The sequence below is a fragment of the Pseudoalteromonas sp. S1608 genome (assembly GCF_005887265.1).
Taxonomy (GTDB): Bacteria; Pseudomonadota; Gammaproteobacteria; order Enterobacterales; family Alteromonadaceae; genus Pseudoalteromonas; species Pseudoalteromonas undina.
In genome coordinates, this window is sequence record NZ_PNDK01000003.1 from 1 (window position 1) to 14934 (window position 14934).

The following is a 14934-nucleotide window of genomic DNA, read 5'->3' on the forward strand; positions in this document are numbered from 1 at the left end:
TAACGTTAAGATGACAGTAACTCTAATCGCGCCAATCGCGATGGATGAAGGTCTTCGTTTCGCTATCCGTGAAGGTGGCCGTACTGTTGGTGCTGGTGTTGTTGCAACTATCGTTGAGTAATCAACTGTTGTAATGCGTTAAGCATTAAAAAAACCCGAGCTTAGCCTCGGGTTTTTTAATGCCTGTAATTTATGTAATGTGAAGGTGGCTCTCTTACCTTAGGCATCGGTGCTTTGTTGCAACTATCGTTGAGTAATCAACTGTTGTAATGCTTGAAGAAAGTGATTAGCTATCAGCTTTTAGCTGCTCGGTGCTAATGTAAGCTAAGTAGCCTGAGTTAGTATCAACCCCGAGTAGAAGCCAGCGGTTTAAGAACCTCTGAATATCTATAGTTTAATATTTGAGCGCTGTCTTTTCATAGAAGGGAATATGACTATACGCTAAAACTCAGTAAAGACATGTCTATTCATTGAATAGCTATCGACTCTTATAGACTATTAGCCTAAGCTAAAAATAGCTTAAATTTACAACAGGAAATGGGCGATGAATAATAAAAATAATTATCCGCAAGGTATATTTTGCTGGGCTGAACTGTGTACTCATAATTGGAAAGATGGAAAAGCTTTTTATACCTCGTTGTTTGAATGGGGGAATGACGACCAGCCAATTGGCGAAGATGAATATTACACAATGCTTCAAAAGCAAGGTGACGATATTGCTGCCATGTACCAAATGCCTAAAGGGCAAGTGGACGATTCCACACCTAGCTACTGGCTTACCTATATTGCAGTAGATGATGTTGATACATGTGCCATTAAGGCGCAAAAGCTAGGCGCGCAAATTATAGCAGGCCCTCACAATGTTATGAATGCAGGGCGCATGTTAATGCTTAAAGACCCAACCGGGGCCACCGTGGCGTTATGGCAAGGTAAAGAGCATATAGGATGTCAGCGTCCTTGTGAGCTCGGCACGCCTTATTGGCACGAAATGGCAACGCGTGATAGCGAAGCGAGCCGTCACTTTTATTGCGAATTACTAGGTTGGCAAAGTGAAATAAAGCCTATGGAAGGTATGGATTACACCTTGTTCTTAGTTGCAGGTAAGCCTATAGCGGGCATGCTACAAATGAATAATGAGTGGCCAGAAGACGTGCCTCCCCATTGGATGATTTACTTTGCCGTGGATAACTGCGATAGCTATGTAAAAAAAGCGGCGATCCTTGGAGGGCAAGTGTGCGTACCTGCTACAGATATCCCTGATGTAGGGCGTTTTAGTGTTATTTGCGATCCTCAAGGGGCTGTTTTTTCTATGATTGAATCGGCAATGGATGATATTAAAGCTTAGTAATTAGCAATGCTTAGGATTAATTTTAAGCTTTAGTGTGGTTATTTAGTCGCAGTAATTATGTGCTTTTTTGCTATAATGGCGGTAATTACACCGCCAGTCAGCAAGAGAGTCCAATGGAACTTGAACAAGATAGCAATTTAACCCTCCCTTTATTTATTCTAGATGAGACACTAAGTACCCGTGACTTAGCGCAGCCTGACGTGGAAATTTCAGTTATTTTAAGTGATGAGCTACTGACTCAGCTATGTCAAAATCCCAGTGCTGACAGTAGTATTGGCATAAGCATTACGGACTATGAATTGAATGTCATCAATTCAAGCTTTTCAAGTGTAGTGCAAAGCGAACATGACGCTCAACTAACGCTCACCCAAGGCCCTCTATTAAGCGCTGTAGTGACTACAGTTGATGAGCTGACATTCGTATCACCTCAAGTTGATATGATGCCCACGTTCGATTTGGGCGATGAGGCAGAGTAATGAAAAAGATCATTATAAGTACATTTGTACTGATTATTTTAAGTGGCTGTGCCTACCTAGGAAATGCTCATTATAACGAACTGTTTGGTCCCGAAAAAACACAAGCGCGTATTGTTAACGCTAATAGTGGTGATGGCGCCGAATTTCTTCAACATGTAAAGCCTGTAATAGATACTCGCTGCGTGGTTTGCCATGGTTGTTATGATGCGCCTTGCCAGTTGAAGTTGTCGTCTCCTGAGGGAATAGATAGAGGGCTAAGTAAAGAGCTGGTGTACGACGGTACTCGGTTGTTAGCCTCAACGCCGAGCCGATTATTATTTGATGCAACCACCACTGAGCAATGGCGTGAAAAAGAGTTTAGCCCGGTATTAAACGAGCGAGCACAAAATGAAGAAGCCAATTTAGCCGGTAGTGTGTTATTTAACACGCTGGTATTAAAGCAAAGTTCACCTTTGCCAGAAGATGAAGTATTAGATGAACGCTTTGATTTTTCGCTTAGTCGCAACCAAAGTTGTGCGACCATGGGTGAATTTGACCAATTAGCGGATGAGCAACCGCATGCGGGTATGCCTTATGGCTTACCAGGGGTGTCGGCTGCTGAATTTCAGCATCTACAAAATTGGATTAAAAAAGGTGGGAAAATGGCGCATATCAAGCCGCCATCAGCTGCTGAGCTTGCAAAGGTAAAAAACTGGGAAGCATTTTTAAATCAAGATGGTTTGAAGTATCAGTTATCAGCGCGTTATATTTATGAACATTGGTTTTTAGCGCACATCTATTTTAGTGATGCGCAATCACCAAACTTTTTTAAGTTGGTGCGTTCAAGCACTCCTCCTGGGGAAGATATTAAGTTAATTAGCGCCCGTCGCCCTTATGATAACCCAAATGTTGAGCGTGTTTATTATCGACTGCTTCACGATCGTTCTACTATTTTGTCAAAAACGCATTTGCCACTTAAGTTAACGGATGAGAAGTTAACGCGCTTATATCAGCAGTTCATCGCACCAAAATACACTGTATCTAGCTTACCAAGCTATGAGCCAGCACTTGCATCAAATCCATTTAAAACTTTTGAAGCACTGCCTATTGATGCTAAATATCAATTTATGCTCGATGAAGCTGAATTAATTATTATGGGCTTCATTAAAGGGCCTGTCTGTCGTGGTCAAATTGCACTGAACGTGATTAATGATCATTTTTGGGTTGCATTTGCCGATCCTGATAAAGTGGCGACTCCAGAGGTTGGTAAAATGCTAATGCAACATGAAGACGCATTAGAGTTACCAGCAGCCGAGGAGAGTAATGCGTTACCTATTTCTAACTGGGTAAAATATTCAGTTCGCGAAAAACGCTATTTAAAAGCCAAGGTTGAGCTAGCTAATAAAATGTTCAAAAATGGCGAGCACTTAACTACTGATTTACTGTGGAAAGGGGAAGGGCATAACCAAAATGCGGCGCTGACAATTTTTCGCCATTTCGATAGTGCAACTGTTGTAAAAGGGCTTGTTGGCCAGCAACCTAAAACGATGTGGGTACTTGATTATGCATTGTTTGAGCGTATTCACTACTTACTAGTGGCAGGCTTTGATGTGTATGGCAATATTGGCCATCAATTGATAACACGTTTATACATGGATTTTTTACGCTTGGAAGGTGAGCAAAACTTTCTTGCGTTATTACCAGAGTCACAACGCGAAGCTATTAAGCAAAGCTGGTATCGTAAATCACCGCCAAGTCTATCGACCTTTTTCGAAAATAACCGTGAGTTTAGTCAGCCAAGCGGTATTAATTACCAAACTGATAAGCCACAATCAGAGTTATATGGATTAATTAAACAAACGCTTGAGCCGGTATTAAGTCCTCGTTATGACTATAAGAAAGTACCCGCACCATTAAGTGCAATTAACACCATGCCCGCTAAAGCAATTAACTTACTCCCGCAGCTATCGTATGTGTTAGTAAAAGAGCAAGATGAGCACAAGGCTTATACGATTATTCATCATAACGCGCATTATAATATTTCGAGCTTATTAAACGAAGACGGCCAGCGTGCTTATGAAGAAGATACCGTGACAATTGTGCCAGGTTTTATTGGTGATTACCCATCAGCAATTTGGTATTTAAATAACCCGCAACAAGTTGCTGCATTTGCAGAGCAGCTACCGCTTATGCAAGTAGAGGCGGATTATCGGGCTTTAAAGTCTAAGTTTGCGATTCGTCGAACGCACCCTCAGTTTTGGCAATACAGCGATATATTACATCACGTTGCCCGCCAGTATCGAGGGGTTGAATTTGGTATGTTTGATTATAACCGCTTAGAAAATCGTTAATGATATTGTAAGTAGCCCAGCTTTTTAGTTGGGCTTTTTTATATCTAATAATTAGTGAATTAACTGATTAACTTGCTACAGTTAGACTAAAGTGAAAATAAAAAGCAGCTTGGTTTATGTTTAATATTGTAAAGAGTATTCGCAAGCGTTATCGGTGGGCATTAATTGCTATTGCCTTGCTGATCAGCGTATCCGCACTACTCATGCAATACGTCTTTTCTGTGCAAAAATACGATGCGAAAATTATCAATATAGCGGGTAAGCAACGTATGCTGTCACAAAAAATAGCGTGGCATAGTAATGCGCTAATTAATCAAACAGCTAACAAAGAACAGCACCTGAAATCGTTAGCCCACTCACTTGGGCTATTCGAGCAAGGGCATACTTTTTTACTCACTAAAAATGAGCAAGGTGAGGCGATTTATTTAAATGCTGCTTTAGTTGATTTATATTATGCCGCCCCAGGTAACCTAGATGCCGAGGTATCTAGTTTTATAAAACAAGCAAAAAAATTACTGACCCAACAAGAACAAGCGAATCCCGTGATGTTTTCTGTGGGCGAGATTGAAGCATTATTAAAAAAATTAGACACCGCGGTGAGCTTATTTGAGCAGCAAGCGGTGACAAAAGTTAATTGGGTTGCCAATATTGAGCTGTTGTGTTGGTTTTTGACTCTAGCGTTATTGCTTATAGAGTTAAGATTTGTGTTTATGCCAATGGAGAGGCAAGTTTTGCAGACCCTGCTTGAGTATCAACAACAAAAAGAATTTGCCGAGCAAGTCAGTCAGAATAAAGAACATTTTATTGCACGCGCCAGTCATGAGTTTAGAACTCCGTTACAGGGATTAATTAGTTCTATAAATGAATTAAGTATTCCCAGCTCGCAACAACAAATTCAGCGTCAAGCTCAGTATTGTTCTGTTAGGCTGCTAGCGATGTTAGATGAACTTCAAGATTTACAGGCGCTTAGTTTAAACCGTTGGTCATTAAAGCCGACCTCAGACAACCTACTAACAACTTTAAACAAAATACTGGCTGTGTATCAATATGGCTGTACTGAGAAAGGGTTAAAGTTAATTACCGAGTTAGCGCCGAGCTTAGATTGCGCGGTGATTGTAGATCACGCACGCCTACAGCAAATTGTTTCTGAACTACTTAATAACGCATTAAAGTTTACTGAGCAAGGAGAGATCACCGTCATTGCTACGCTCAATAACCATCAGTTAGAGTTAAGCATAAAAGACAGTGGCTGTGGCTTTAGCCACCCGGTTGGTCAGCTCGAATTAGATAACAATCAACAAAGTAACCATTTTCAAGGCCTCAGAACAGGGCTTACCCGCGTGCAATATATTGTTAATGCGCTTAATGGCGACATTCGTTTTGAGAATAATCATTCACAAGGCGCCATTGTATTTTTAAGCCTACCATTAGAGATGGACACAAGCGAAACTAAGCCAACGCGCTTGCCTGATGATCTTAAGTGTTTAGTGGTTGAAGATAACCCGCTCAACATGTTAGTTCTAACAAAGTTATTAAGTTCTTTGAACATACAGGTTGAATCGGCTGAAAATGGCAAAGTCGCCTGTGAAATGGCGGGTGAAAATACTTATGATGTTATATTTATGGATTTAAATATGCCGGTTTTGGATGGCTTTGAAGCCACAAAGCTGCTACATGAAAAAGACAAAACACGACCCATTATTGTGGTTACCGCAAACACTTCTGATAGTGATATAGCTCGCGCTAAAGCTTGTGGAGCAATAAGTTATATTCATAAACCCATAGATCAGCAAAGTATAATAGCGGCACTAAACGATGCTCTTCTAACAGAGGTTGATTAAATCTCACTTGCCTAATTGTTATTTTGTACGTTAATTTGAATTTTTAATACTTATTTTGGTAGCTAGTGTGAGCTCAATTTTACTTCAGCAATTTAATGGTTATTTATCCACCGGTGGCAGTAATCGCTATTATATTAAGGATTTAACTTGGCAAGTAAAACAGGGGGAACACTGGGTATTGCTTGGCGGCAATGGCGCCGGTAAATCTGCGCTTGGGGCTACGCTTATTGGTGAAGCCAAGCAACAAAGTGGGCAACGCCATAGTACTTTTAATAATCTACAGTTGGTTTCAAGTGATTTACAAAAGCAGTTATTAAGCGCTAATCGCAAAAGTGATAAAACACAAAAAGTAACCGATATACTCTTTTCTGCGCCTGAAATAAATAACGATTTATGCCAAAAGCTAATTACAGCTCTTAATTTTGATGCCTTACTTAATCGTAACTTTACTGATTTATCGACCGGTGAAACACGTAAATTATTATTGATTAAAGCACTGTCTGCTAATAGTGAGTTAGTCGTGCTTGATGAACCATTTGATGGCTTAGACACTGAATCGGCTGGGCAGTTAAACCGCCTATTAAAGCAACTGAGTACGCACACTTGCTTTGTGTTTGTGCTAAACCGTGTTGATGAAATTCCAGCGTTTGTTGATCACTTTGCTTATGTGAGTAAGGGTCTTTTACAACATAGCTTAGCAAAACCGTGCGCAGCAAAACGAGCCGATTTGTTTAAGTTACTGCATTTAGAACATACATCTATAACTATTCCAGGTTCACCCGAGCCTACTTTTATTTCAAATGTAAACGCGCCACTCGTTAAGCTTACTGATACGCATGTACGTTATGGTGAACAGACTATTTTTGAAAACTTAAACTGGACGATTAAGCAACACCAACATTGGCAACTTACCGGCAAGAATGGCTCAGGAAAAACCTGTTTATTAAATTTAATCACCGGTGATAACCCTCAGTGTTATAACAATGAGATTGAGGTGTTTGGTTTCAAGCGTGGCACAGGAGAGAGTATTTGGGATATAAAACAGCATATTGGTTATATCTCTAATACCTTGCATTTACAGTATAGAGTGAGTATTTCGGCGCTCAATACTGTTATCTCTGGGTTTTTCGATAGTATTGGTTTATATCAACAAGCCAGTGAGTTACAAATGCGGTTAGCGAAACAGTGGTTGGCACTAATTGGCCTTAGCGATAAAGCTAATTGCGCTTTTACTCAACTATCGTATGGCGATCAGCGCCTATTACTTATTGTACGCGCAATGGTCAAACACCCTGCCTTAGTTATTTTAGATGAGCCATGTTTAGGGCTTGATGAGGCAAATCGTCAACGCGTTTTACTGCTGATAGAAAAGGTGTGTGCGGCAAAAACGAGTACCGTTATTTATGTAAACCATCATGCAGCAGATACCATTAAAGGGATTGAATACACCTTAAAAATGGAAGATTTTAAACCAACTTACTATGAACAGCATACGGCTCATAGTGAGTCGATTATATAAGCTTGTTTATAACTGAGTCACCGCGAATCCTTGGTCACGCAGTTGTTTAATTAAGCCATGTTGCTCAACTAAATGCAGAGCGCCTACAGCTATAAAAATATTGCCTTGTTCAAGTTTTGGGGTGAGCTGAGTGACCCAATTATTATTACGCTCAATTAACATCACTTGTTCGCTTTGTTGGCCGTATTGGCTGTTATCAAAACTGGTGTGGTAATAGCCGGTTAGGGTTTTCATATCGCCCTTTTTCCATGCATCCACTAGGGAAATAAAGTAGGTATTAATATCGCTTAGTTGCTCAAAAGTTTCTGCCATCATAGCGTTGCTTAATGACTCTAACCCATTAAACATTTGTAGTTGCTGCTCTATGGTTTCAAGCTCAGCAATTTTAATATTATTCTGTTGGGCATAATCTAATACCTGCTTATCAATACCATTTTTATCTGAATAACCTGCGTTTTGAAACTCAATTTGCATCATGGTTAACATCACAGCCCAAGGTTTAAAGCTGTTGAACATGGCAATATCAATCGACTTTTTAGCAAAGTAGTCTTTGAGTTGTTGAAAATTTTCTGCCGATAGCTCGCTCTGTAAAGTGCGGCCATTTGCTAGCAGCATAAACGGCATAGAACGTTGTTGCATTTGTAGTGGAGAGAGTTTACTAATATCCACTTCAACAACCACTTGATTACTGTCATCCAATGCACGAGTTACCTTTTGTGGTAGGCCTTTCATGCTGGCATCACCTACATGCACGGTGCCAAATAAATACGAGCTAGCGCCTTGTTTTTCTATTTTGAACAGAGCAGGAGCTGCATAGCCATTGACACTAAATGCTAAAACAACGAACGCCATCAATAAATGACTGATACGCAATGACACTTTCATAAAAAATCCTAACCAAGTTTAAGTTGTTTTATAAATACTAACTTAGTTTACTTTATAGGTAACGTAAAAATGCCAGATTAAAAAACGCTATTGGTACCAATTATTGCTGTAGGCCATGTTGCCATAGTTAGCCAAAGCGCGTGCTTGTTTAATAAGCTGGCTATCATCACTGCTAGCGTGTAATTGTTTATTTTTATAAATATAGCTGGTTGCTGGTTTGTTTGGCTGCAAAATCACGACTTTATCATTGAGCATATATGCAAAGTTTTTATCATATTGCATCATTGCACGTTGCTTGCTTTTAGCCACTGGTTGAGTGAGGTCATGACCAATCATCGGGTGCTCACCGCTGGCGCCAATAAGCGACAGTAAGGTGGCGGGAATATCTAGTTGACTGGCTAATTGATGATCGCGTTTGGGCTTAATGTCTTTACCAAAAATAACTGCAGGAATTTTAAAGTGATCAATCGGCACTAGGCTCGAGCCCATCACCCGCGAGTCATGATCAGCAATAACAATAAAAATCGTATTGTCCCAATAGCTCGACCTTTTCGCTTTTTCGATAAATTTACCCAGCGCATAGTCGGCATACTTAGCGGCGTTATTACGGCTTTGTTTTGGTTGTTCAAACAGGGTTATTTTGTCATCTGGAAATTCATAAGGGCTGTGGTTAGAGCTGCTAAAAATCAAACTAAAAAATGGCTTTTGCTGTTGTTGCAATTTGTTCAGTTCTTTATCTGCTTGAGTAAATAAATCTTCGTCGGATGCGCCCCATGAGCCATTAAAATCGATGTTATCGAAGTTTTCACTATCCACAATATCACTAAAGCCATTACCTAAAAAAAAGCTGCGCATATTGTCAAAATGGCTTTCACCACCGTAAATAAATTGAGTTTGGTAATCTTGCTTTGTTAAGAAACTGGCTAAGGTGAAAAAGTCACGTTGTGATTTATCTAGTTTTACAACCGCACGAGAGGGAGTGGGTGTAAAACCGGTTATCACCGCCTCAATACCTCGTACAGAGCGAGTGCCAGTAGCGTATAAGTTGTCAAAGCCCCAACCTTGCCGATAGAGCGCATCTATATTCGGTGTTAAAGGTAAGCCTCCTAAGGTGCCTACATAGCGAGCCCCCAAGCTTTCTTGCAGAATAATAACCAGGTTTTTCTTTTTACCTCGGTAGCTTGCCTGATGAAAAGTGCGGGTAGGGGCATTTGGATTATTAAATATTGCTTGAGGATTTTGCATGGTACTGCGCACTGTGGCGAGTAACTCATCTTGAGGAACCTTACCATAATATGCCTGACTTGATTGCTCATTGGTGAGTTGTTTTAACGCAAATACTACGCTATAGAGTGAATTAAGCGTAAGGTCATTCAGCAAGTGGTCGGTCGAAAATGCCACCATAGCGGGGTTTAATGGACGATGCCCTAATGAGTTTCGAGCGCCTAACAGTGTTAGGCTACATATAATAACAGCTAATAGTGATAGTTTTATTGCCCCTAATGAGGAGCGGTTGTGCCATTGCTGAGTAAGAATTTTGTTAGCAAATTTAATAGTGAACACGAGCGCTAAAACAGCAAAGAGGACTTCGAGTTTGTACCCTGAAAAAATCATTTTAGAGACTTCTTTAGGATAAATAAGGTATTCAATAAATAGACGGTTAGGGCGTAAGTCGTATTCGTTAATAAACGTGGGTGTAATAACCTCAAAAAAAACTAACATTGCAGCCATTATCACTAAATACCATTTTACGACTCCTCGAATATAAGCGGTTAATTTGAGGGCATGTGCTGCAAGTATTAGTAATAAAGCGGGGGTTATTATGTAGCATAATGTTGCTATATCAACACGCAAACCGCCTATAAAAACAAAGTGCCAGGCGCCTTCGGTAAATACACGATCACTTTGCCACAAACTTAAACCTAATCGCGCAAAAGTTAGCCAGCATAGGGATGCGAAAAAAAATACCGCTAAAAGCCACAGTGGCCCCAGTACTTTTTTACTTTGACTAATTAAGCCCATAAAACAGACCACCAAAGCAAAACAGTAATGAGCATGGCGATAAATACACTGGCAGAGGCGATATCTTTGGCCAGCCCAGAGAGCTCATGGTATTCACTGCCAATACGATCAACTACCACTTCAATGGCGGTATTAACTAGCTCGGCAAATAACACAAATAATAGGCTGGCAAGTAAAATTAATTTATTACTCAATGTAATATCTTGTATTAACGCAAATACGGCTAATAAGCTAAATAGAAGCAACTCTTGCTGAAAGGCGGCTTCAAAGCGGCTCATCCATTTTAAACCATTAAACGTGTGTTTTAGGGTAAAAATAACACGCATTAAGCCTTGGCGTTTTATTACGGTTTTATTATTCATAGGGTGTTTTCGCTATTCTTAGTGCTGCATGCAGCAAGTATGTCTTGTGAGTGTTGGTAGGTTTTTGTATTGATCCCCACCATGGTTAATAAAGTATGAAAAACAGCATCATGCGACAGCAGCTGCGAGTGATTTAAGCTGTTTAAACAAGTAGGAGTAATACCTTGGTTATGTTCATCGGCCCATAAATAAAGCGGCACATGAGTTTGTGTGCTGGGTGCTAATGCGTATGGAAAACCATGTAAATATGCGCCACTTTCACCGAGTGATTCACCATGATCTGAGACATACAAAAATTGCTTGTCTATATCGGTGGGCAGTGCTTTTAATTGCGCTATAACTTGTGCATTAACAAAGTCGCTATAAGCAATGGTGTTGTCGTAGGTATTAATCAGTTGAGCTTGACTACAGTTTTGAATATCGCTTTGCTCACAGGTTGGAGTAAATTTTTTAAACTTCTCAGGGTAGCGTTTAAAGTAAGTGGGCCCATGGGATCCCATCATATGCAGCACTATCACTGTATTGGCTTGGCTTAAGTTAGCAAGCTTGCGTTTTAGCGGGGCAAGAAGCGCTTCATCAAAACAATACTTACCATCGCACAAAGGAGATTTTTTGGTATCAATATTAATAGTGGGCACTCGCTCACAGACGTTTTTACAGCCGCTATTGTTATCAATCCACAAAACATCTGTGCCCGCTTGTTGCATTAAATCAATTACGTTTTGTTGATTGTCACTTTCTAAACGAGAAAAATTGCTTCGGGTTTGCAATGAAAACATACAGGGTACTGACACCGCCGTGGCGGTACCGCAAGACGATACATTATCAAAATAACTAACCTGATGTGCTTGAGTGAATAGGTTGGTATTACGCGCATAGCCTTGATAAGCAAAGTTATCTGCGCGTGCGGTTTCACCTACTACAATTACAGTTACTTTTGTGGCATTTGATACGGCTAAAGCAGGTGCTGTATCGATGTTTTTAAATTTAATATCGCTGTAAAGCAGCTGATCACGTGCATATTTATAGCCACTTGAGAGGTATTGAAATGGAATGATTTCTTTTTTCAATATACGGTTATTTCGACCTGTTGCCGCATAATCGGCGTAAAAGTTTACTACCACTAAAGCAATCAAAGCACCGCATGCTAGTAACAGTTTAATACGACTGAGTATTTCTTTGTGTGGGCGGGCACAGTTTACGTTTATACGACTCAAAACAAAGGCAGGTAATGCGCCAAAAAGCAGTAAAAAGCCAACAAGTTGCAAGTTTAAATAGCTTAACGCTTCACTAGAGTCCGTCTCTGCTGCGTTTTGTATCATTGAGTAATCAAATACCACTCCATAGTTTAATGAGCCGTAAAGTGCGGCACTTGAGAGCACGAGTAGTAAGTAGTTGATGGGTTTTAATAGCCCTCGAACAGACACCAAAGAAAAAAATATAACTAATAAACACACAAGTAGTAGCGGTACAGAAAATAGAAATAACCACGAAAATGTGTGCAGCGAAGTAATAGCGCTAAACGCACCATGCATAAATGGAATATTAATGATTAAGCCGTAATAGCATGCCATTAAAATAACAAATGCATTAGCGCTGCAGTTAAAGTAAAAGCGCTTTTTGGTGTTTGCTTGCGATTGCTTACTGAGTTTGAAAATTGAATTCATAACACATCTCTTTTTAGTGAACGTTGTTATGCTAGGACGTCACACTTAAGAAACACTTAAGAAGTCAATTTATTTTATTTTGTGAGCTATAAAATACAGCGGTTTGCTAAAAATTAATCAAACCATAATTCACCGTTATAAGAATAGTGAATTTCCTGAATTGAAATGAAGGGATAAAAAATTCACTTTGTTTAGGTTGTTTGAATTTTAAAACCTAGGCCGGCGTGTTTTTATAATTATTTTGGATTGAATTTGATGTTGACTTAGCTCCCTGAGCGCGGTACTAATATAAAAAGACAGCGAAACAAGAGTTTCGTAATTACAGAAATTAAATGGTATTAAATTTTATGCTTAACAATGCACTTAACCTAGTCCTGATTATTATCGTGGTGATTATTCCCGCGAGGGCTTCGTAGTGCTTTAAAAAACTAAGCATTGAAAAGCCCTCCGCACTTAACCGTCCGGGGGGCTTTTTAGTTTTAAGATTAAATTTTAACGGGTTGTCACACAGGAATGAGGATTTACTAATGACAGGCGCAGAACTAACAATTGATTTACTCGCCAAGCACGGCGTAGATGAAGTATTTGGCTACCCAGGTGGTGCTATTATGCCCATCTACGATGCCTTGTATGGTGCGCCTGTAAAACATTACCTCACTCGCCATGAACAAGGCGCAGGGTTTGCAGCTGTAGGTTATGCACGCAGTACTGGCCGCTTAGGTGTATGTTTAGCAACATCAGGCCCGGGTGCTACTAACTTAATTACCGCATTGGCTGATGCCATGATGGACTCAGTGCCTTTACTTGCCATCACCGGGCAAGTACCAACCGCAGCTATTGGTTCTGACGCCTTTCAAGAAATAGACGTGTTGGGTATGTCGCTTTCATGTACAAAACACAGTTATATGGTTGAGCGAGCAGAAGATTTAGCCGAAATATTACAAGAGGCGATGCATTTAGCACAAAGCGGTCGACCAGGCCCTGTTTTGGTTGATATCCCCAAAGACATTCAAATGGCGCAAGTACCTTTTAAACCTTGGTTAGCGGTAGATGAATATTTGCCTCAACTAGATCTAAATCAAGTCGCTATTGCTAACCAATTACTCAGTGAAGCCAAACAGCCTGTTGCCTATGTTGGTGGCGGGGTCCATGCCGCTGATGCGCAAGCGCAGTTAATGCAATTTTTAAATAAAACGCAAATGCCAGCGGTTTCAACCCTTAAAGCATTGGGCAGTGTATTACCTGATTACGAATATGATTTAGGCATGCTAGGTATGCATGGCGGTCAAGCGGCTAATTTAGCGGTGCAAGAATGTGATGTCTTAGTGTGTATTGGCGCACGCTTTGATGACCGTGTAACGGGCAATTTAGCTAAGTTTGCTGCAAAAGCAAACGTAATTCATTTAGATATAGATGCAGCCGAGGTCGGAAAACGTAAACCCGCAAAAGCGTCATTAATTGCTGATTTAAAAACTTCTCTCCCTGCACTTGAGTGCGTGGTTACACCAAAAGCGTGGTGCGATCATAGTAAAAAAATGAAGGTCAAACACGCGTGGCGCTACGACTACCCTGGTGAAAAAGTATTTGCTCCTTACTTACTTAATCAACTTAGCCAGCGTATGCCAAGCACTAGTGTGGTGTGTTGTGATGTAGGCCAGCATCAAATGTGGGTCGCCCAGCACATGAAGTTTAGCCACCCTTGTAACCACTTAAGCAGTGGTGGTGCAGGCACTATGGGGTTTGGTTTACCTGCCGCCATAGGTGCACAAATCGCGCGTAAAGATGACTTTGTGATCACCGTTTCAGGTGATGGTTCAATCATGATGAATATTCAAGAGCTTGCCACTATACGTCGTAATAATTTACCAGTAAAAATACTGATACTTGATAACCAGCGCTTGGGCATGGTGCGCCAATGGCAAGAACTATTTTTTGAAGGGCGTTACAGCGAAACTAACTTGTCAGACAACCCTGACTTTGTACAACTTGCTGCTGTGTTTGGCATTCCTGGGCAAACAATTACCCATGCCAACCAAGTGGATGATGCAATCACTGCTTTATTAAATAGCGATGGACCTTATATTGTTCATGCTTGTATCGATGATAAAGAAAACGTATGGCCACTTGTTCCACCTGGGGCTGCTAACGATGAAATGATGACGGAGAAAGCACAATGAAACACAGTTTAACTATTGCCTTAAAAAGCCAAAGTGTCGCAATCGAGCGCTTTTTACGTGTGGTGCGTCATCGTGGTTTTGATTTAACTCACTTACAGCTCAATATGGACGATGGTCAATATAATATGGCGATGACGGTTGATAGCGATAAGCCAATTTACTTGCTTACCAGCCAGTTAAATAAATTGGTTGATGTGAAACATGTAACGCTACAAAGCTTACAGCAACAGGCTGTATAAAATAAATTTAACGAATTTTACGAGTAACTGATTATTTGGTTATTCATCAATTTTTAGAATGAGGAATG

The 14934-nt window shown here is 40.4% G+C and carries 12 protein-coding genes; 8 read left to right on the top strand and 4 right to left on the bottom strand.

Translation table 11 applies throughout. The features are described 5' to 3' along the window. The 6 genes from CWB75_RS02020 to CWB75_RS02045 form a co-directional block, all read left to right on the top strand. The coding region (locus CWB75_RS02020; protein WP_502704777.1) for an EF-Tu C-terminal domain-related protein at positions 1-121 on the top strand (121 nt) is incomplete at its 5' end. Between the two features lie 423 nt (positions 122-544). After that, positions 545-1345: a VOC family protein gene (locus CWB75_RS02025; RefSeq protein WP_138569761.1), complete on the top strand. Its 801-nt coding sequence runs from the start codon at positions 545-547 to the stop codon at positions 1343-1345. 116 nt (positions 1346-1461) lie between these two features. Further along, positions 1462-1824 (top strand): hypothetical protein, encoded by a 363-nt coding sequence (locus CWB75_RS02030; RefSeq protein ID WP_054202577.1) that lies wholly within the window; start codon positions 1462-1464, stop codon positions 1822-1824. Continuing rightward, complete coding sequence (locus tag CWB75_RS02035) at positions 1824-4154, top strand: fatty acid cis/trans isomerase (RefSeq protein ID WP_138569762.1); 2331 nt, start codon at positions 1824-1826, stop codon at positions 4152-4154. The genes CWB75_RS02030 and CWB75_RS02035 overlap by 1 nt, the downstream gene beginning before the upstream one ends. 116 nt (positions 4155-4270) lie before the next feature. Next, positions 4271-5995, top strand: a complete 1725-nt coding sequence (locus tag CWB75_RS02040; protein ID WP_138569763.1) for a response regulator — start codon at positions 4271-4273, stop codon at positions 5993-5995. A gap of 67 nt (positions 5996-6062) precedes the next feature. Further along, positions 6063-7514 carry an ATP-binding cassette domain-containing protein gene (locus CWB75_RS02045; RefSeq protein WP_138569764.1) on the top strand — a complete coding sequence of 484 codons (1452 nt, stop codon included), beginning with the start codon at positions 6063-6065 and terminating at the stop codon, positions 7512-7514. A 6-nt stretch (positions 7515-7520) separates the two neighbouring features. Here CWB75_RS02045 and CWB75_RS02050 read toward each other — a convergent pair whose 3' ends face one another. The 4 genes from CWB75_RS02050 to CWB75_RS02065 form a co-directional block, all read right to left on the bottom strand. Next, complete coding sequence (locus tag CWB75_RS02050; RefSeq protein ID WP_138569765.1) at positions 7521-8399, bottom strand: TraB/GumN family protein; 879 nt, start codon at positions 8397-8399, stop codon at positions 7521-7523. Positions 8400-8486: 87 nt separating this feature from the next. Next, positions 8487-10421 (bottom strand): LTA synthase family protein, encoded by a 1935-nt coding sequence (locus CWB75_RS02055; RefSeq protein WP_138569766.1) that lies wholly within the window; start codon positions 10419-10421, stop codon positions 8487-8489. Further along, positions 10412-10783: a diacylglycerol kinase gene (locus CWB75_RS02060; RefSeq protein ID WP_138569767.1), complete on the bottom strand. Its 372-nt coding sequence runs from the start codon at positions 10781-10783 to the stop codon at positions 10412-10414. Before CWB75_RS02060 ends, CWB75_RS02055 begins: the two co-directional genes overlap by 10 nt. Further along, a complete protein-coding gene (locus CWB75_RS02065) occupies positions 10780-12450 on the bottom strand; it encodes a phosphoethanolamine transferase (RefSeq protein ID WP_138569768.1) in 1671 nt (556 codons plus the stop codon). Before CWB75_RS02065 ends, CWB75_RS02060 begins: the two co-directional genes overlap by 4 nt. A 527-nt stretch (positions 12451-12977) precedes the next feature. On the opposite strand from CWB75_RS02065, the gene ilvG reads away from it, so the two are divergent. Then, entirely contained in the window at positions 12978-14627 is a 1650-nt protein-coding gene (gene ilvG / locus CWB75_RS02070) for an acetolactate synthase 2 catalytic subunit (RefSeq protein WP_138569769.1), read from the top strand. After that, positions 14624-14866, top strand: a complete 243-nt coding sequence (gene ilvM, locus CWB75_RS02075) for an acetolactate synthase 2 small subunit (protein ID WP_028834467.1) — start codon at positions 14624-14626, stop codon at positions 14864-14866. Before ilvG ends, ilvM begins: the two co-directional genes overlap by 4 nt. The last annotated feature ends 68 nt before the right edge of the window (positions 14867-14934 follow it).

What these genes read in the sequence shown, in the direction of transcription:
- CWB75_RS02025 (WP_138569761.1), top strand. Translation starts at nt 545, where the DNA reads ATGAATAATAAAAATAATTATCCGCAAGGTATATTTTGCTGGGCTGAA.
- ilvM (WP_028834467.1), top strand. Translation starts at nt 14,624, where the DNA reads ATGAAACACAGTTTAACTATTGCCTTAAAAAGCCAAAGTGTCGCAATC.
- CWB75_RS02065 (WP_138569768.1), bottom strand. Translation starts at nt 12,450, where the DNA reads ATGAATTCAATTTTCAAACTCAGTAAGCAATCGCAAGCAAACACCAAA.
- CWB75_RS02035 (WP_138569762.1), top strand. Translation starts at nt 1,824, where the DNA reads ATGAAAAAGATCATTATAAGTACATTTGTACTGATTATTTTAAGTGGC.
- CWB75_RS02050 (WP_138569765.1), bottom strand. Translation starts at nt 8,399, where the DNA reads ATGAAAGTGTCATTGCGTATCAGTCATTTATTGATGGCGTTCGTTGTT.
- CWB75_RS02040 (WP_138569763.1), top strand. Translation starts at nt 4,271, where the DNA reads ATGTTTAATATTGTAAAGAGTATTCGCAAGCGTTATCGGTGGGCATTA.
- CWB75_RS02055 (WP_138569766.1), bottom strand. Translation starts at nt 10,421, where the DNA reads ATGGGCTTAATTAGTCAAAGTAAAAAAGTACTGGGGCCACTGTGGCTT.
- ilvG (WP_138569769.1), top strand. Translation starts at nt 12,978, where the DNA reads ATGACAGGCGCAGAACTAACAATTGATTTACTCGCCAAGCACGGCGTA.
- CWB75_RS02060 (WP_138569767.1), bottom strand. Translation starts at nt 10,783, where the DNA reads ATGAATAATAAAACCGTAATAAAACGCCAAGGCTTAATGCGTGTTATT.
- CWB75_RS02030 (WP_054202577.1), top strand. Translation starts at nt 1,462, where the DNA reads ATGGAACTTGAACAAGATAGCAATTTAACCCTCCCTTTATTTATTCTA.